This is a genomic window from Amycolatopsis balhimycina FH 1894 (assembly GCF_000384295.1).
Classification (GTDB): Bacteria; Actinomycetota; Actinomycetes; order Mycobacteriales; family Pseudonocardiaceae; genus Amycolatopsis; species Amycolatopsis balhimycina.
The window spans coordinates 1,996,916-2,013,407 of record NZ_KB913037.1 but is presented as its reverse complement, the minus strand read 5'-3'; the positions used below and the strand labels follow the sequence as shown (position 1 = coordinate 2,013,407).

17 protein-coding genes are annotated in these 16,492 nt (G+C 68.5%); 7 read left to right on the top strand and 10 right to left on the bottom strand.

Going from position 1 to position 16,492, the window contains the following annotated elements; genetic code table 11:
• Window positions 1–46: 46 nt before the first annotated feature.
• From A3CE_RS0108250 to A3CE_RS50455, 4 genes are all read right to left on the bottom strand, one after another.
• Window positions 47–364, bottom strand: a complete 318-nt coding sequence (locus A3CE_RS0108250) for a winged helix-turn-helix domain-containing protein (protein ID WP_020639602.1) — start codon at window positions 362–364, stop codon at window positions 47–49.
• A complete protein-coding gene (locus tag A3CE_RS0108245; RefSeq protein WP_020639601.1) occupies window positions 361–852 on the bottom strand; it encodes a hypothetical protein in 492 nt (163 codons plus the stop codon). Before A3CE_RS0108245 ends, A3CE_RS0108250 begins: the two co-directional genes overlap by 4 nt.
• Window positions 853–1,481: 629 nt before the next feature.
• On the bottom strand, window positions 1,482–2,354 hold the full coding sequence (locus A3CE_RS0108240; RefSeq protein WP_211231822.1) for an MBL fold metallo-hydrolase: 873 nt from the start codon (window positions 2,352–2,354) through the stop codon (window positions 1,482–1,484).
• Between the two features lie 14 nt (window positions 2,355–2,368).
• Window positions 2,369–3,790, bottom strand: coding sequence for an FAD-dependent monooxygenase (locus A3CE_RS50455; protein WP_020639599.1), 1,422 nt, complete (start codon window positions 3,788–3,790; stop codon window positions 2,369–2,371).
• A gap of 92 nt (window positions 3,791–3,882) precedes the next feature.
• On the opposite strand from A3CE_RS50455, the gene A3CE_RS0108230 reads away from it, so the two are divergent.
• A complete protein-coding gene (locus A3CE_RS0108230) occupies window positions 3,883–4,470 on the top strand; it encodes a TetR/AcrR family transcriptional regulator (RefSeq protein WP_020639598.1) in 588 nt (195 codons plus the stop codon).
• Between the two features lie 210 nt (window positions 4,471–4,680).
• Here A3CE_RS0108230 and A3CE_RS56280 read toward each other — a convergent pair whose 3' ends face one another.
• Both A3CE_RS56280 and A3CE_RS0108225 read right to left on the bottom strand, forming a co-directional pair.
• Window positions 4,681–4,959 carry a hypothetical protein gene (locus A3CE_RS56280; RefSeq protein WP_125591692.1) on the bottom strand — a complete coding sequence of 93 codons (279 nt, stop codon included), beginning with the start codon at window positions 4,957–4,959 and terminating at the stop codon, window positions 4,681–4,683.
• A gap of 108 nt (window positions 4,960–5,067) precedes the next feature.
• Window positions 5,068–5,529, bottom strand: a complete 462-nt coding sequence (locus A3CE_RS0108225) for a cupin domain-containing protein (RefSeq protein ID WP_026468281.1) — start codon at window positions 5,527–5,529, stop codon at window positions 5,068–5,070.
• A 393-nt stretch (window positions 5,530–5,922) separates the two neighbouring features.
• Here A3CE_RS0108225 and A3CE_RS0108220 point away from each other — a divergent pair, with 393 nt between their 5' ends.
• Complete coding sequence (locus A3CE_RS0108220; RefSeq protein WP_020639596.1) at window positions 5,923–6,846, top strand: alpha/beta hydrolase; 924 nt, start codon at window positions 5,923–5,925, stop codon at window positions 6,844–6,846.
• Between the two features lie 278 nt (window positions 6,847–7,124).
• Here the strand turns inward: A3CE_RS0108220 and A3CE_RS56270 are convergent, their stop codons facing one another.
• Window positions 7,125–7,280, bottom strand: a complete 156-nt coding sequence (locus A3CE_RS56270) for a hypothetical protein (RefSeq protein ID WP_020639594.1) — start codon at window positions 7,278–7,280, stop codon at window positions 7,125–7,127.
• Window positions 7,281–7,666: 386 nt separating this feature from the next.
• Between A3CE_RS56270 and A3CE_RS0108205 the strand changes: the two genes are divergently transcribed.
• Entirely contained in the window at window positions 7,667–7,924 is a 258-nt protein-coding gene (locus tag A3CE_RS0108205) for a hypothetical protein (protein WP_125591694.1), read from the top strand.
• 55 nt (window positions 7,925–7,979) lie between these two features.
• The gene (locus A3CE_RS0108200) at window positions 7,980–9,998 is read left to right on the top strand and encodes a S53 family peptidase (RefSeq protein ID WP_020639592.1); all 2,019 of its coding nucleotides are present in this window, start codon (window positions 7,980–7,982) and stop codon (window positions 9,996–9,998) included.
• A 142-nt stretch (window positions 9,999–10,140) separates the two neighbouring features.
• On the opposite strand, the gene A3CE_RS50450 is transcribed toward A3CE_RS0108200, so the two are convergent.
• Entirely contained in the window at window positions 10,141–11,133 is a 993-nt protein-coding gene (locus A3CE_RS50450) for an Lrp/AsnC family transcriptional regulator (RefSeq protein WP_063714197.1), read from the bottom strand.
• Here A3CE_RS50450 and A3CE_RS0108190 point away from each other — a divergent pair.
• Complete coding sequence (locus tag A3CE_RS0108190) at window positions 11,089–12,213, top strand: quinone oxidoreductase family protein (protein ID WP_211231821.1); 1,125 nt, start codon at window positions 11,089–11,091, stop codon at window positions 12,211–12,213. The two genes, A3CE_RS50450 and A3CE_RS0108190, sit on opposite strands and share 45 nt — an antisense overlap.
• Before the next feature lie 104 nt (window positions 12,214–12,317).
• Window positions 12,318–14,573: an ATP-binding protein gene (locus tag A3CE_RS0108185; protein WP_020639589.1), complete on the top strand. Its 2,256-nt coding sequence runs from the start codon at window positions 12,318–12,320 to the stop codon at window positions 14,571–14,573.
• A 14-nt stretch (window positions 14,574–14,587) separates the two neighbouring features.
• On the opposite strand, the gene A3CE_RS50445 is transcribed toward A3CE_RS0108185, so the two are convergent.
• Complete coding sequence (locus tag A3CE_RS50445; protein WP_125591696.1) at window positions 14,588–14,911, bottom strand: hypothetical protein; 324 nt, start codon at window positions 14,909–14,911, stop codon at window positions 14,588–14,590.
• Window positions 14,912–15,175: 264 nt separating this feature from the next.
• Between A3CE_RS50445 and A3CE_RS0108175 the strand changes: the two genes are divergently transcribed.
• Window positions 15,176–15,823 carry a response regulator transcription factor gene (locus tag A3CE_RS0108175; RefSeq protein ID WP_084641378.1) on the top strand — a complete coding sequence of 216 codons (648 nt, stop codon included), beginning with the start codon at window positions 15,176–15,178 and terminating at the stop codon, window positions 15,821–15,823.
• 6 nt (window positions 15,824–15,829) lie between these two features.
• On the opposite strand, the gene A3CE_RS0108170 is transcribed toward A3CE_RS0108175, so the two are convergent.
• Entirely contained in the window at window positions 15,830–16,453 is a 624-nt protein-coding gene (locus tag A3CE_RS0108170) for a helix-turn-helix transcriptional regulator (RefSeq protein ID WP_026468279.1), read from the bottom strand.
• Between the last annotated feature and the right edge of the window lie 39 nt (window positions 16,454–16,492).

Sequence of the window (16,492 nt, the reverse complement as noted above, 5' to 3'; positions counted from 1 at the left end):
CAGCGTCCACCTGGCTCGGACACCGCTGTCAGCAGGCCGGCAACAGCTATCCGGTCTGCGGACTGCGGGTCCGCTCCACGATCATCCGCAGCGCCTCGACGTGCGCGAGGAACCGCTGCCGGCCCCCGTCGCTGGCCTGGACCGACGTCTTGGGCACCCGCCCGGCATACGTCCGCCGCTGCTCGACGTACCCGTCCTTCTTCAGCGTCGTCAGCTGTTTGGACAGCGCGGAGTCCGACAGGGACACCGCGTCCCGCAGAAAAGCGAAATCGCACCACTGTGCCGCGCACAGCACCGACATGATCGCCAGCCGCGTCGGATCCGACAGCAGGCGGTCCAGTCCGGACGGTGGTGGAGCTGTCATGCGGGCTGCCGCCGCTGGGCCACCGTGAGCAGCAGCTGCGAAAGGGCGAACAGCGCGGTGAACGCGGCGCCGTAGAGCACCCCGGCAACAGTGTTGGGATACCCGGGCAGGCCGACGGCGTCGGCGAGGTCGTGGGTGACCTCGCTGCCGTAGCGGGAGATCAGCCACGCGCCGAGACCCGCGATGAAGGCCACGACACCGAAGACCCACGGGACGAAAGGCTGACGGCGCTGCACGCCGCGCACCCTACCCAGCGGCGCCGGACCGTTCACGCGACTGGTCGCGAACACCACGGCCAGCACCACCAGGACCAGAACGGCGACGAGTTTCGCGCCACTGAGACTGATCACGTCGTTGAGCGCCATTCCCCCGGCGGCCAGCACGAAGACCGCGGCATAGACCCACCACGGCAGGCGTGCCGCCCGTCGGGTCCGGTCCTCGTGTGCCCGAACCGTGGCCAGGGCTTCCGCTGCTTGCTGCTCGTCCATGACTACCTCCTTCGACTACTTGCCTACTTGGAAAGTACTCACTTCTTTCCGGATAGGCAAGTAGTCGAAGGAGCGCTTTCGCGGGCATCTCACGCCGTGCCCTGCGACCTACGCCGCCGGCACTGCCGGGAACCCCGGTCGCTCCGGGCCATGCGGGATGCCGATGCGTCCCTCACCGGTACGCGGCGCCCGCAAGATCACGCGGGCAACGTGGCCGGGATCGTGAGCGAGAGACGAAGTTTGGACGGGCCGTCCAGGTTGATCAACGCCGTCCCATCGGTGTGCGGTGCCCGAGTCGAATGAGACAAGCAGCTTCCAGGCAACGCGACGACGTGCCCACTGACACGGGCAGATGGGGCCCGGATACCAGCCGGCGCATGCCCGACGCACCTGTAACCCTGCCCGGCTGGCAGAAGATGGACGCACTTCGCGATCTGGGAACTGCGCACGACCGAGGAAGCCGGCTGGCTCGCGGGGTTCGACATGTTCGTGCCGTCACTCGCACACAGCAGCTGTCCGCGCCACCGATCGGCTCCGGTGCGTCGGCAAGCAGAGCGCACAGGACAGCCAGTGGCTTCACGCCGGCACGACGGAGAACCGCTGCCGCACCGCCAGCCGGCACCTCATTCCTATCGCCTGTAGCTGTACAGCTTTCGGTGGGCGATGACCTCATCGAGGTTCTTGTTGGGTTCGGCGTCGAACAGGCCTCCGTGATAGGTGATGATGGCGGCGATGTCGTACTCCGTGAGCTTCTCGAGAGCAGAAACGGCGTCTTCCGCCACAACGCCGTCCTCGGCCATCGGATCCTCGTTTGGACCGACCAGCTCTCCGTGCAGGATGTTCAGCGCGTCACCGGCGACGAGGGTCCTGCTTGCATGGTGGTAGAGGCAGATGTGACCGGCCGTGTGGCCCGGGGTGTGGATCACTGTCACTCCGCCGCAGAACGGAAGTCGGTCACCATCGCGCAGGACTCGGTCCACCGGCGTGGCGGCGTTGTCGAATACTCGCAGGATCCTGGCCTGTTCCTCCTCGGAGCGGTCGGAAATGCGCTCCATGAACGCGTCCGTCAGCCGGCTCAGCTTTTTGTCACCCCGGATGTGGGGCGCATCTTTCTCATGGGCGTGCACAGCCACGCCGGGATGCCCGGCAAGAAGCTCTGCCGCACCCGAGATGTGATCGATGTCCTGCTGCGTGAACACGATGTGGTTCAACCTGGCATACGGAGCACCGGCGGCCTCGGCCTGGTTCCTGATTTCTTCCAGGCTGCCCGGTACTCCGGTGTCGATGAGGACGACATTCTCTTTGTCCCACATCAGGGTTGGGTGGAACACACGCGGAACGCCCATCACCTGCGTGTGCACAGCCAACATCTCGAGATTTTCTGCTACTCGCATCGCGATGCTCCTCTTGGTTGCAGCGGTTTGGATTCCGCCGTTGATGGTTCCTCGTTCTGCGGTGAGACCTGCCGCCTTCGCCCGTCCCAGTGGCGTGCCGGGCGTCACCCGGCCTGCACGCCTCATGCACCGGTCTGGAACCATTTCCGTAACGCGCCTGTCATCTCTTCGCCAGGAGCGGTCCAGCACACGTATCCGTCCGGCCTGATCAGAACTGCCTGAACATCGTCCCAGGGCAACGTGTCCGTCACCGTGGCGGCGATCCGATCCCGGTATGGCGCAGCGGGGGCGAGGAATTTCTCGTCGTGGGCCAGCAGGACACCCTGGCCTTTGTGGAACAGCCGGCTCGCCCAGCCTTTGTCCACTTTGAAGTCGGGAAGTCGACCTCCGACGTGGCCGGCGCCGCCGTAGTCGATGTCCAGACCGCTCATCATGTCGGCGGCCACCCGATTGGCGTCGGGAACGTTGAGCAGCATGGCCAGGATCTCGCGCAGCGTCTTGCGCTCGAGGTCCGGGCCTTGCAAGGCGGACTGTGCCCGGATGGTGGCCAGCACGCGGGCGCCCACGGGGTGTCGTTCACTCTCGTAGGTGTTGAGCAGATCCTCGGATGTCCGGCCGGAAAGGACAGCTGCCAGTTTCCAGCCCAGGTTGAACGCGTCCTGAACGCTGAGGTTCATTCCCTGGGCCCCGACCGGCGGATGAACGTGTGCGGCGTCGCCGGCCAGGAACACGCGGCCGACGCGGTACTTGGCCACTTGGCGAACGGCGTCGCTGAAGCTGGACGCATACCGGACATCGATGAGCTCGTACTCGTCGCCGTAGAAAAGTCGGAACCGGTCGGCGACGTCATCGGCCGTGATATCTCCTTCTGGCGCATCGGAATAGACGAACCGATACAGCCCTGGTTCCCCGAGAGGCACCATGCGGGCGAAGGTCCCGTCCGCCCGGCGACGAGGTTTCATGCCCGCCAGTGACCAGCCGACCGGTGGCTGTGCCGTACCTGGGCCGCATACGACGTCGGCTACGGCGGTCCATCGAGTGGCGTCGGTGCCGGCGAACTCGACGCCGAGCAGCTCGCGTACCGTGCTGCGGCCGCCGTCGCATCCGATCAGGTACCGTGCTCGCAGTTGTTCGGGGCCATGGACGGTGACACCGTCGTCATCCTGATCGAATCCGGTCAGCTGCCAGTTCCGGCGAACCTCCCGCCCGAGTTCGGCCAGCCGATCCTCGAGGATTTCCTCGACGCGTGCCTGCGGAACGCCCATCTGGTACGGATACCGGCTGTCGAGTGCGGCGTAGTCGAGTGTGTTTCCGGCGAACTCCCCGCCCTCAACTCTCCCGATCGACCGTTCGTCGACACCCGTCAACAGGCCCCGCATTTCCAAGATCTCAGCGGTTCGGGGTTGCAGGTTCGTCGCCTTGCTTTGCCCTGAGCGTGCCTTGAGCGTCTCGACCACGATGGCCCCCACTCCCGCGAGGGCCAGTTCGGTCGCGAGCATCAATCCAGCAGGCCCAGCGCCCGCGATGACGACGTCCGTGTCCATGGAAGCTCCTTCCGCAAGAGTCCGAAACTGGTACAATACCAATATTGGTACCATACCACGTTTTGCCGGCATCTCACCAGTAAGCTCGGATCGTGGATGCTGAACTGGCCCAGACAGGACGCCGGGAGCGCAAGAAAGCGGCGACCCGTGCCCACATCTCAGCCGTTGCGCTCGAGTTGTTTCTGGCGCGGGGGTACGAGAACGTGACCGTGCGGGACGTCGCGTCCGCTGCTGACGTGTCCCCCACGACGCTGCTCAACCACTTCGCGACGAAGGAAGCGCTGGTCGTTGACCGCGGGAGCGAAATTTCGGCGGAGCTCGTCCGAACGGTGGCCGACCGCGGTCCTGGCGTTGGCATTCTCGATGCTCTGCGTGCCTACGCCCACACCCGGATAGAGCGGGCTGTAGCCGCCACCGACCCGAACACCAAGAGCTTCATCGCCCTTGTCGCCGGTAACCGCGATCTGTCGGAGTACTGGCGCAGGACGTGGATGGGCCACGAGGACGTCCTCGCCGAGGCGATTCGCGAACAGGCCGGCATCTCACCGGAGGATCCACGACCCGTGATCATCGCCCATCTGGTGCTCGACGCGATCGACTTCGCCTTGCGCTCGGCCGATCCCCGAAGGATCCTCGATGCGGCATTCGACGTCATCATCAGTGGTGGATCGATTGAGTGAAGGAGCATGTCGCCGCCGAACTCTGCCGCAAGGTCGCGGACGTCGGCGGCGAGCTCACCGCGGGCGTGGAGCCGGACGGCCGGTTCCGGCTGCGCGCGGTCGGAACCGGCCTGAACCCCGGCCGATCCCGGCTCGTGAGCGACTGCTGGCAGCGCAGCCCCGGAAGACCAGTCACTACCCGGATTTGCGCGGCGAGACGCACCAGATCACCTACAAGAGCTGATCAACCGGATGCTGACCGGGCTCTACAACCCGGACGTCGCCGCAGTACGGGGTCCATTCGCCGCCGGGCCCATTCACCGGCGGTATTTGCTCGTTCCTCGCGGTCGGCGTCGTCGAGCGCAGACGGAGGTGCGGCCGTGGAAGACAAAGTACGGCGACCGACGGGTCGGTTCCCGGATTTTCCACGGTCACGTCGCCGAGGTCGCTCAGCTTGGCCGAGACGTCCTCGCGCAGCGGTGCGGCGGAGATCATCTCGTGGACGATCACGCTCTGCTCGACGAGGGCGCCGACGTCGAGCGAGTCGTGGCATGGGAGTTCGTCGAGGGCCAGGCACTGGGGCGTGGTGGCCTTCGGGCTGACGGCGAACGGCGGAGGTCAGCGCGGCGGGCCCAGCACGATGTTGCCGTACTTGCCGGCGATCGCCGGGTCGGGCGTCACCTCGAAGCCGGGCGGCCTCGGGGTGGACTTGTCCCGGCCGGTCTCGCGGAACATGCCCTCGATGCCGGCCGGCGTGTTGATCATCAGCAGGTCGGCCTTCTTCGAGGTGATGCGGTACCCGTGCGGAACTCGCTTGGGCAGGAACACGACACCGCCTTCGGCAAGCTCGTACTCCTGGTCGTCGCACCACACCAGCGCGGTGCCCTTGATCAGCAGGAAGATCTCGTCCTCATGCAGGTGCTGGTGATAGGGCGGAGCCTCGCCCTCGCTGACGTCGAACCGGCCCATCATCAGCTGGCCGTCGGTGGCCGCCGCGTCCAGCAGGATCGCCAGCGTACTACCGTTGAGCCAGTCGAGTTGTTGCTGCTGCTCGGGTTGTGCGAGGTAGGCCATACTCATTAACCGGACGATATCGTCCGGCTGACTGGACTGTCAACGCTCCGAGGCGCCAGCGGTTTCCGATGTCCCCGACTGGCCTGGGGATGTCATGAAGGCGGTGCTCTTCTGCCAGTACGGCTGTCCCGAGGTGCCGCGCCATGAGGAGGCCGCCCGGCCCCGCCCGGTAGCCGGGCACGTGCTCGCAGACCGGCCAAGCAGACCTGTGCCACAGTGCTCGCGACAGCCCGCTCGCGGAAATCGCCATGGTGCACCAGCTGAGCGCAGCCGGCCGGATCTGGGGCAAGATCGTCCTGACGACCACCGCGTGATCCGCAACCGCGACACCCGCCACGACCGTGGCCACCCTGACCACAAGTCCGGTTCCCTTGCCCCGCAACCACAAAGGACATCACCATGACGCATGACCAACGCCAGGCTCTGCTGGACATCCTGCGGCACGCCCCGCTTGACATCGGTGGCGATATCGGCGAGCAGCGCGTGATCTTCCACGACATGATCGCGTCAGTGCCGCTACCCGAGGACGTCTCGACGAACCCCGGCGAGCTCGGCGGCGTCCCGGTCCTCACCGTGGAGACGCCCCACATCGACCCGTCGACAGTGATCCTTTACTTCCATGGCGGCGCCTACGCCCTCGGTTCCGCCGCCGACGGCGCGGGGCTGGCCGCTGATGTGGGCCGCCGCGCCGGTGCGCGCGTCATCTCGGTGGATTACCGGCTCGCGCCGGAGAGTCCGTACCCGGCCGCCCTCAACGACGCGGTGGCCGCCTACCGGGCGCTGCTCGACCAGGGCACGCCCAGCGCCGCGATCGCGTTCGTGGGCGAGTCCGCCGGCGGTGGTCTGGTCGCCGCGACACTCGTCGCGATCAAGGCCGCCGGTCTGCCTCAGCCGTCGTCGGCCACGGTCTTCTCGCCGTGGGCTGATTTGACCGTGTCCGGCGGCTCCGCGGCGGGCAAGGCCGCTGTGGACCCCGCGCTGACCGCGGACGGCCTCGGTCGACGTGCCTTGGACTACCTCGGCGACACTGACCCGGCGACGCCGCTGGCCAGTCCCGTTTTCGCCGACCTGACCGGGGTGGCGCCGCTGCTCGTACAGGTCGGGTCCTACGAGATCCTGCTCGACGACGCCGTGCGGCTGGCCGCCCGCGCCGCCGAGCACGACATCGAGGTCCAGTTGCAGGTGTGGCCCGGCCTGCCGCACGTCTTCCAGGGTTTCGCCGCGATGGTCGACGAGGCCGATGTCGCTCTCGACGCGGCGGCCGCGTTCGTCAAGGCGCACTTGGGGGTCGAGGCCGCGCCGGCGCCGGCGGAGCGAGTCTAGGTGATGGCAGCGCGCCAGGTCTTGAGCTGAGCGTTGGCGCGTCGACCTGGGCCGCGCAGGTGATCGTCGGTCTGCGTACTGGACTCGGGTTTGTCGCGACCCTTCGCGCTCGGCTTGGCCGCTCGCGCGCTGGAAGGGTTCAGCGCTCGCCGTAAAGGGTTCCGACGGCCGTCTCGCGGATCGCGGCTTCGGCGGCCGCGACGCGGTCGAATGTGACGCGGGTCAGCGCCACCGTGGCCGGCCGGTTCGGCGTGATGGTGGCAGCGCCGTTGCAGCGGTCAGCGCAGCCACCACCACGCCGAACCCGGATGCAGGACCGCGGCCACCGCGGCGCCGAGCACCATGCCGGGATTGCGGTACCGGGCCGCCAGGGCGGCATCACCGGCCTGTGCGGCTCCCGCCACGGTGGTCGGCCGGAACGACCTGCTGAACACTTTCGAGGCCGGTTGGCAAGCAGGGGGTGGAAGGGCAAGGCGGACCGAGGAGCTGCATGGCGTCAGACGCGGAACTCATCAGCAACTCGCTGAACGGCGACGGGAACGCCTTGATGGAGGTGATCTGCCGCCACGAGGTCGCGCCCGGTGCTTACCCGGCCCGGCGATTGGGGCCTCGCTGGTCATCAGGAGCACGACCGCGACCGACGGAAAACCCTACGTCACGTACAACCTGTACACCGACAAGGGCGAGATCTTCTTCGCGGAGGCGCCGAGTGCTCTTACCAGGGCGGTTGCCGGTGGCGACAACCTCTCCAGCTCCTCCGATTCCTCGGTGATCGCGGCCGCGCGTTGTGGGTGCGGCCAATCCCGAGGTCCGGGCGGGCGTGCTGCGCCTGACGTCCGCCATTCCGGAGGTCAGTGTCACGAAGGCGACCGTCGACGGACAGCCCGTGCTGAACCTGACGGCCGGATCAGCACTGTTCGCCGGGCACTCCGAATATGTGCTGACGATCAATGCGCGGACCGGTCTGCCGATCCGCTCCGAGAACAGCAAGACCGCCCCAGGCGAGAAGCCTTCGCCCGCAGCGGCCTACGAGTCGTCACGGGTGAAGGTCGCCGACATCGCGGCGGGCAAGTTCTGACCGAAACCCGGCTTTGACCGTGCGGGCGTGCAAACCTTCGTCGCCAAGGAGAGAAATGCGGAAGAAACACCACCTCTATGCGATGCTGGGGTGCCTCATCACCACGGTCGTCAGCCTTCCTGGGGCGAGCGCCGCTCGAGCGGACCAGCCGGATCGGTTGCCCGTGGAACATCCGACCGACACCGTGGCCGACCAAATGGTTCGTGAGGGCATTCGAATCGGACCGACCGATCCAGCCACGCAGCTCACCGCCCGGGTGTTCCTCAAAGGCGACGCCAACGGCTTGGCGGGCTACGCGCGCGCGATATCCGACCCGGCCGACCCCCGCTACGGCCATTTCCTGACACCCGCTCAGACCCGTGGCCGCTTCGGTCCCACACAGCAACGGATCGACGCGGTCACCACCTGGCTGCGCGGCACCGGGCTGTCGATCGACTTGGCCGGCTCCCGGGGCGTCGTCGTGCACGGAACGGTGGCCCAGGCGGCCTCCGCCTTCGGCACGCGGTTCGCGAACTACACCTCCGGGGAACGACAATTCCGCGCGGCGGTGGATCCGATCACCGTGCCCGCCGCGGTGGCAGCCGACGTACTCGCCGTCACCGGGCTCACCGCCGGCGACAAACCCACCAAGCCCCCCGCCGACGATCCTCCGCCGGAGCCGGGGGCACAGGCACCGGAGAAAGTCGCCGGCCGAGCCGATACGCCGTCCAGCCCTTGCCCCGCCTACTTCGGTGACACTCCCGCCACCACACTCCCGCCTGCCTACGGGCATCCCGTCCAGTGGGCCCCGTGTGGCTATACGCCGAAGCAGGTACGCGACGCCTACGGGATCACCGGCACCGGGCTCACCGGCAAGGGCGTGACCATCGGTATCGTCGGCTCCACCTACGCGGTCAACGCCCTCGCCGACGCGAACCGCTTCGCCGCGGAACACGGCGAGCCTCCCTTCGCGCCAGGTCAGTTCGCCGCGTATGTCGCGCCCGGTGCCGGTACGAGCGAAGCCAGCGGCGAGTTCGGTATGGACATCCAGGCCGCGCACGCGATGGCCCCGGAAGCGAACATCGCCTACGTGGTCGGTTCCGCGGCCACGTGGGGAGACCGGGTGCTGGACGGGATCGGGACCATCGTGGAGCAGCGCCTGGCAGATGTCGTTTCAGGCTCGATCACAGTCGGCCGCACCCCCGGCTGGGCGCCCGACGCGATCGCCGCGTACGAGCGCTTGTTCCAGGAGGCGGCCGTCGAAGGCATCACGGTCACCTTCGCCAGCGGCGACTCGGGCGGTGGCCTCGTCGACGGGGCGAGGTCCGTCGAGTATCCGGCGTCCAGCCCCTGGGTCACCGGGGTGGGCGGCACCACCCTGGCCATCGGCCCGCGGAACAGGTACCAGGGGGAAGTCGTCTGGGCGACCGACAGCACGGACCTGGCGGCGGACGGCACCCGCTGGGAATACGAACCACCCGGCTACCAGGGAGGTGCGACCGGTGGCGGCACCAGCACCGTGTTCGGGCAGCCCTTCTACCAACACGACGTCGTACCCGCGACCTTCGCCGGCACCCCGCCGATGCGCACCGTCCCGGACGTCTCCGCCCTCGCCGACCCGGACCTCGGCCTGCTCATCGGGACGACCGGGTACGACCTGAGCGGCACCCTGGGCTACACCGAGGACAACGGCGGCGGCACCAGCCTGGCGTCCCCGTTGTTCGCCGGCATCGAAGCCCTTCTCGTGCAGGTCCACGGTCCGCTCGGTTTCGCCAACCCGGCTCTCTACGCCCGCCACCACATGTTCCACGGCATCCACGACAACCCGGCGGGCACCCCGAACACCATCGCCTTCGCCGTCAGCCGCCGCGGCGCCGTGACCCTGGTGACTCCCGGGCAGTACGCGAACGCCAACCTCGAGTTCGCACCCGGCTACACCACGGCAACCGGGCTCGGCTCCCCAACCCGGGAACTGATCGACTCCTTCCGGCCAAGGCCGTGGCGCTACGGCATCTCCGTATCCCAGTGCGTCGAGTCGTGCGGACGGGTCGGAACAGTCTCGGGGTCGCTTATCGATGGCGGGGTCGGTCAGTGAGGATGCCGGGCCGAGCCCGGACGGCCAGACGCGTGGCTGTAGTCCTTGTCATCAGGGCAAGGCTGATGAGTCCACCGGACGGACGACGCGATCTCGCATTCTTCTCGCCCGGTGATCATGTGCGACACCGCCTGCCGCGGTGTCAGCGGCGGCTCAGCACCGCTACCCACGCGTCGTCAACGCTGACGTGGCGCTTGACCGCGGCAACGATGGGGACGGTCTCGACGTCGATCACGCCTTGGAGCGCGGCCACCTTGCCGGTGAGGTAGGCGTACAGGGCGGCGTCGTCGGGGCAGCTGATCGAGGCGATCAGGTTGGCCGCGCCCGTGCTCGCTGCGGCGAACGATACTTCGGCGTGGTCGGCGAGAGCGCGTCCCACGGTGTCGAGTCGATCCGGTGAGATCGACAACCAGAGCATCGCCCTGGTCGCGATGCCCAGTACTGCCGTGTCGATGTCGAGGTCGAAGCCAAGCAGTCCGGCGTCGAGGAGTTCGCCGATGCGGTCCCGCACGGTCGACTCGTGCCAGTGTGTCCGCTCGGCCAGTTGCCGGTACGTCGCCCGCCCGTCGTCGGCCAATGCCTCGACCAGGGGCCAGTCCAGCTCGCGCAAAGCGGTGTCGCCGGCCGGCACCGTGGCTCGGTGACGCAGCTGCCCGATCTGTCGAGGTGACAAAGCGGTGGCGACGGTCGTCGGTGGCCTGGCACCGTCGAAGAAGACATGCAGTACCCGGTAGGCGTGGGTGGCGGTGACACCCCAGTGGGACGGCAGATCTCCCAGGAAGGTCTGATTCTGTGGCGTCGCTCCGCAATCGCGGAAAGCGCACACTACCTCGGCACCCATCGTCGCCAGTGACACCCAGGCTGTGTCGGGTCGCCGGGCCAGCGCCGCCGCGACCGCAGGTGCGGTGTGCGGGACCCGGAGCCGGATCATCCAGTCCGACCGGCCGACGCGATCACCTGCGGGCTGGCCGACGACCCGGACCACGCCGCGCTCGCGCAGCAGCCGATAGCGACGGGCGACGGTCTGTTCCGACCGGCCGACCACCTGTGCGAGCCGGCTGAACGTAGTGCGGCCGTCAATGTACAACCCATGGATGATCTGGCGGTCGAGATCATCAAGACCGTGGGAAACCACACCATCACTCTATTAGGTCGGTGGAAAAAGCTACAACACGGAGAAACAGTGGAAGTCGAACGAGTGCGTGAGCCACGCTGGCCGGGTGGTCGGAGAACGTATGAAGGAGATCGTCCGATGAAGGCAGCTGTGGTCCGCGAGGTGGGGCAGGATCCCGTCTACGGCGAGTTCGAGGAGCCGGTGCTGCGCGAGGGCGAAGTCCGGGTGGCGGTGACGGCGTCCGCGCTCACGAACTTCACGAAGGTACGTGCCACCGGGCGGCACTTCAGCGTTGCGCCGCGGCCGCCGTTCGTCGTGGGCATCGACGGGATCGGGCGGATGGACGACGGGTGTCGTGTCTACTTCCTGTTCCCGCGTGCACCGTTCGGCGGGATGGCGGAGCGGACCGTGGTCGCTTCGGCGCAGTGCATACCCGTGCCCGACACCGTCGACGACGTGACGCTGGCCGCGCTTGCCGACCCCGGCATGTCCTCGTGGGTCGCGCTGGAAACGCGTGCGGAGCTGGTACCGGGCGAGACTGTGCTGGTGAACGGCGCCACCGGTACTGCCGGCCGCGTCGCGCTGCAGGTGGCGCGCCATCTGGGCGCGGAACGCGTGATCGCCACGGGACGCGACCGGGCTGTTCTCGATTCACTGATCGCTCAGGGCGCCGACGCGATCATCCCGCTGACCGACGACCCGGGACGCCTGACGGCTGCCCTGCGGGAGGAGTTCGAGCGCGGAGTCGATGTCGTGCTCGACTACCTGTGGGGACCGCCCGCGCAGAGCCTGCTCGCTGCCACGAACGCCCGGAAATCACGCTCGCCGCTGCGGTTCGTGCAAATCGGCTCCGCTGCGGGCGCGGAACTGGCGCTGCCCGGGTCGGTGCTGAAAGCGACGGATCTGCGCATCCTGGGCAGCGGGATCGGAAATGTTGCGGTCGGCGACATCATGCGGATCATCGGCAAGCTGATGCAGGCCGCCGCCACGACCGAGTTCTTTCTCGACGTGCAGACGCACCCGCTGTCGCGTATCGGTGAGCTGTGGCCGGCGGCGAGCGTCACACCGCGCACCGTGTTCACGGTCGAGGCTCCCGCCTGACGTGCACCCTGCGGTACGAAGAAGCAAGGCGCGGAGGGGGGGCAGGTTCCCCGGTGCCGGGATTCTGCCGGGGCGACGGAGCGTGACGGGCGAGGGGGACGGTCATGGACGAGGTGAACGAGCAGTCGTCGGCGTTCGGCAAGCTTCTGCTGAGCCATCGCCGGGCGGCCGGCCTCAGCCAGGCGGCGCTGGCCCGGCTCGCCGGGGTGAGCATCCGCGCGCTGCGGGACCTGGAGCGCGGCCGCGCCCAGGGAGCCAAGCAACGCTCGGCCGAGGTGCTCGCCGCTGCCTTGACGCTGGCGGGTACGCAGCGTGAGCTTTTCCTGGCGGCCGCGAAGGAAGGCCGGCGTCGCGTTCCGAACCTCTCCGCGGCGGCACTGTGTGCGCTTCCGCCGCGAGTGCAGTCCCTTGTCGGGCGGGTGCGTGATCTCGCCCGGTTGCGCGCGGAAGCGACCGCCGGCGGCGTCGTCGCCGTCATCGGACCTCCGGGCGTGGGAAAGACGTCGCTGGCCGTCGCCGCGGCCTACGAACTGAGTCACCGATTCCCGGACGGTTGCTTTTTCGTCGACATGCGCGGCATGGATGACCAGCCGCTTGCCGTACGCGGCGCACTCGATCGGCTGCTCCGTGCGCTCGGCGTGACGCCGGCCCAGATCCCCGCTTCGGAGCCGGAGCAGGCAAGCCTGCTCCGCGTCCTGCTGGACAGCCGCCGCGTACTGGTGGTATTGGACAACGCCACCGACGAAGCGCACGTTCGCCCGCTGCTGGCGACCGGCCGCGGTTGCCTGACCTTGATCACCTGCCGTCGGGCGCTCGGCGGGCTGGAGCACGTCCGGCGGCTGTGGCTGGACCCGCTCAGCCGGGCGGCGGCCGTCGAACTGCTTTCGGTGACCGTCGGCTCCGCTCGGGTCGAAGCCGAGCCCGAGGTGGCGGCCGAGCTGGTCCGGCTGTGCGGACACCTGCCGCTGGCGGTCCGGATCGCGGCCAACCGGCTGGCGAACCGCCCGCACTGGTCGTTCGCCTACCTCGTCAACGAGTTGCGCGACGCGCGGCTCAGGTTGAGCTCCTTGTCCTCGGGTGACCTGCAGGTCCGCTCCGCCTTCGAGATTTCCTACCGCCGGCTGTCGGCCGCGGCGCGGGTCCTGTTCCGCCGGTTGGCGGCCGTGCCCGGACCGGACTTCGGGATCGAGCTGGCCGAGGTCGTCTCGGCGGCGACCGAGCCACAGGTGCGCCTGCACCTCGAAGAGCTCGCCGAGGCCAACCTCGTCCAGGCCACGCAGACCACGGGTCGCTTCCAGTTCCACGACCTGATCCGGATCTACGCCGCGGAGCGCCTGGAGGCCGACGAGCAGGTGGCCGCGCGCGAGCGGCTGACCGGCGCCGTGCTCGACCATCTCCTCGGCACGGCGATCGCCGCCGGCCGGGAGTTCTTTCCCGACGCCCGGGAGAACCACCAGTTCGCTTCGAAGGACGAGGCGGCCGGATGGCTGGATCTGGAGGCCGGGAACTGGCAGGCCGCGCAGGAGCTGGCGATGCGGCTGGGCCGGGAGCACGATGTGCTCGAGCTGGCCAAGGCGATGCACTGGTACTCCGACACCCGGTTCATGCGGCACCCTTGGGACCGCATCTTCGGTCTCGGCGTTGCCGCCGCGCGGACGCTCGGGAGCCGGCGCGACCTGGCCACCTTGCTGAACTTCCTCGGCTGGGCCCGGCGAGACCGGGGGGACGACGAACCGGTTCTGCGCACGCACCAGGAGGCGCTCGCGGTGGCGCAGGAGGTGGACGACCGGCAGGAGCAGGCGTGGGCACATGCTTACCTGGGCACGACGCTGATGCGGCTGGGGCGGTTCGAGGAGGCGCGGGAGCAGGCGCTGGAGTCCACCCGGCTGGCCGAGGAGTTCGGATGGTGGTCCATGCAGGCCCCTCTGCGCTACCGGCTGGGCCGGGTGCTGCGGGCGACGGGCTGCTGTGACGAGGCGCTTGCGGTGCTTCAGCAGCTGATCGAGGACGCGGAGAGACACCGCGATGGAGCCTCGCCCGAATCCCGCCGGTGGATGATCGGGTTCGTCGTGGAAGAAATCGCCCACACGTTGAAGGAGCTGAAGCAGTGGCGACGAGCCGCGGAAAGCTACCGGGAGGCCCGGACGGCGTATACGTCCTACACCGCGGGGGATCGCGCTCACCTGGCCGCCACCATCGCTTTTCACGAAGGCACGGCGTGGCGTGAGGCCGGCGAGTACCCGAAAGCCCGCGAATGCCTGAACCTCGCCCTGGACGCGCTGACGGAGCAGAACGTGTCTCTGCGTCGTGAAGAAGTTTTGGCCGAACTGGAGCGCATACCGTCTTCGCCGGGCCGATGAACCGAGCGGCGCCGTCACCCGATGCGCATGTCTTGCATGCTGACTCGCGTGAGGCACTCGGACGCCTTCGCCGCGTGGCGGACGGCGGACGCGCCGTCACCGGAGTGCCGGGCGCGCAGGGACTCGGCGGTCAGGGTCAACCCCATCAGCAGATCGACGTACATGGTCTGCGTGTACGGCGTCGGCTGCTCGGCCACCCCGGCCACGAGCCGATCCACGCACCGATCCAGCTCGGCGGCGATCCCGGGGACGCGCTCGTCGCAGCCGCCGGGTGCCAGCATGGCGCCGGCCGCGGTTCCCTCGAGTTCCAGCGCCCTGAGCAGTTCCTCGGCCGGCATCTCGTTCACCTCCGGGCTTTCTTCCGATGTCGGTCGCCAGCATGGGCCGCTGCCCCGCGGCACGGCGACCGTCCTGGCACAGTTCGCCGTTCGGGCGGTGAATCGTGCCCGGGATGACCGCCGGACGAGTGGCAACGTCCCGCCGGCAGGGGCATCCGGGAAGCACGAACAACGCACCGTGCCGCTACCGGCAGGTTTCCCGCGCGGGAAACCTGCCCCCCGTCCGGTCTTGCGATCGCCACCCCGAACCGCTTTGTTGATCTCATGTCCGCCCAAGCTGCCCCGACGACCGGGCGCACCCATGCGCCGGAGGTACGGCGTGCCCTGATCGGCGTGACCGTGCTGGCTCCCGATCCGCTCCTGCGCACCGGGCTTCTCAGCGAGCTCCGGAACCGGCCGGGCATCGAAGTGCTCGATGACGCCGGCCGAGCCGACGTCGTCGTCGCCGCCGCGAGATCCGGCCTGCGAGACGTGCTGACCTCGTCCCGGCGGCTTGTGCTGATCGCCGACGACGTCCGGCAGGACGACCTGTGGGCCGCGATCGAAAACGGGCTCACGATCCTGTTGCCGCTGGCCGAGGCGACCCCTGCCCGGTTGCTGCGGGCGATCAGTGAGGCCCATCGCGGCCACGCACGCCTTCCGCCCGCCCACCTCGAACGCCTGCTGCGCTCGTTGTCCCAGCTGCACAAGAACGTGCTCGCTCCGCGGGACCTCACGTTGAGTGGTCTCACGCGCCGGGAGACCGACGTGCTGCGGCTCCTCGCGGACGGACTGGACACCGCGGAAATCGCCCTGATGCTGGCGTTCTCCGAACGCACGGTGAAGAACGTCCTGCACTCGATGCTCACCCGGCTCGGGCTGCGCAACCGCGTGCACGCGGTCGCTCACGGAATCCGCAACGGGATCATCTGAGCGAGGTCAGATGATCCCGGCTCGAATCGCGTAGGCCACTGTGTGGGAACGGTTGCGGAGGCGCAGCCGGCTGGTGACCGTGTAGACGATGTTCTTCACGGTGCGATCGGAATAGTTCAGCCGGCGCGCGATCTCGTGGGTGGCGAGCCCGTCCGCCATCATCCGGAGCACGTCGATCTCCCGCTGGTCGAGCACACTCGCACGTGCCGCGGGCGGACCGAGCAACTCTCGCTGGAGCCGGTCCGTCTGCACGAGCAGTTGACCGGCCAGGTCCGCCTGGGTATCCGAAGTCCCCTCCGCGACGGCGTGGATCCGGGACACCAGCCGGTCGTCGGACGCCGCTGCCCTCGGCAGGATCGCGACCACGCGAAATCCCGCCCCGGCCAGCGAAACCGGCGTTTCGGCCGCGTCCACCAGCAGGATGACCGGCTTGGCGGAGCCGGCGGTCACGGTCCGCAGTTCGACGACGGCTTCCGGGGTGAAATCGTCGAACGCCGCGACGACGACCGTGGTCCGTTCCCCGTCCAGCCCGTCGTTCACGACCACCCCGGACCGCGCCTGCAGGCAGTTCACCAGGCCCGCCCGGGTGATCGGATCCTGAGCACAGACGGTCACGCGAACGTCGTCCACCAGCTCCTCCAAGCGTCGCGGCAGCACGAGATCCGGCCG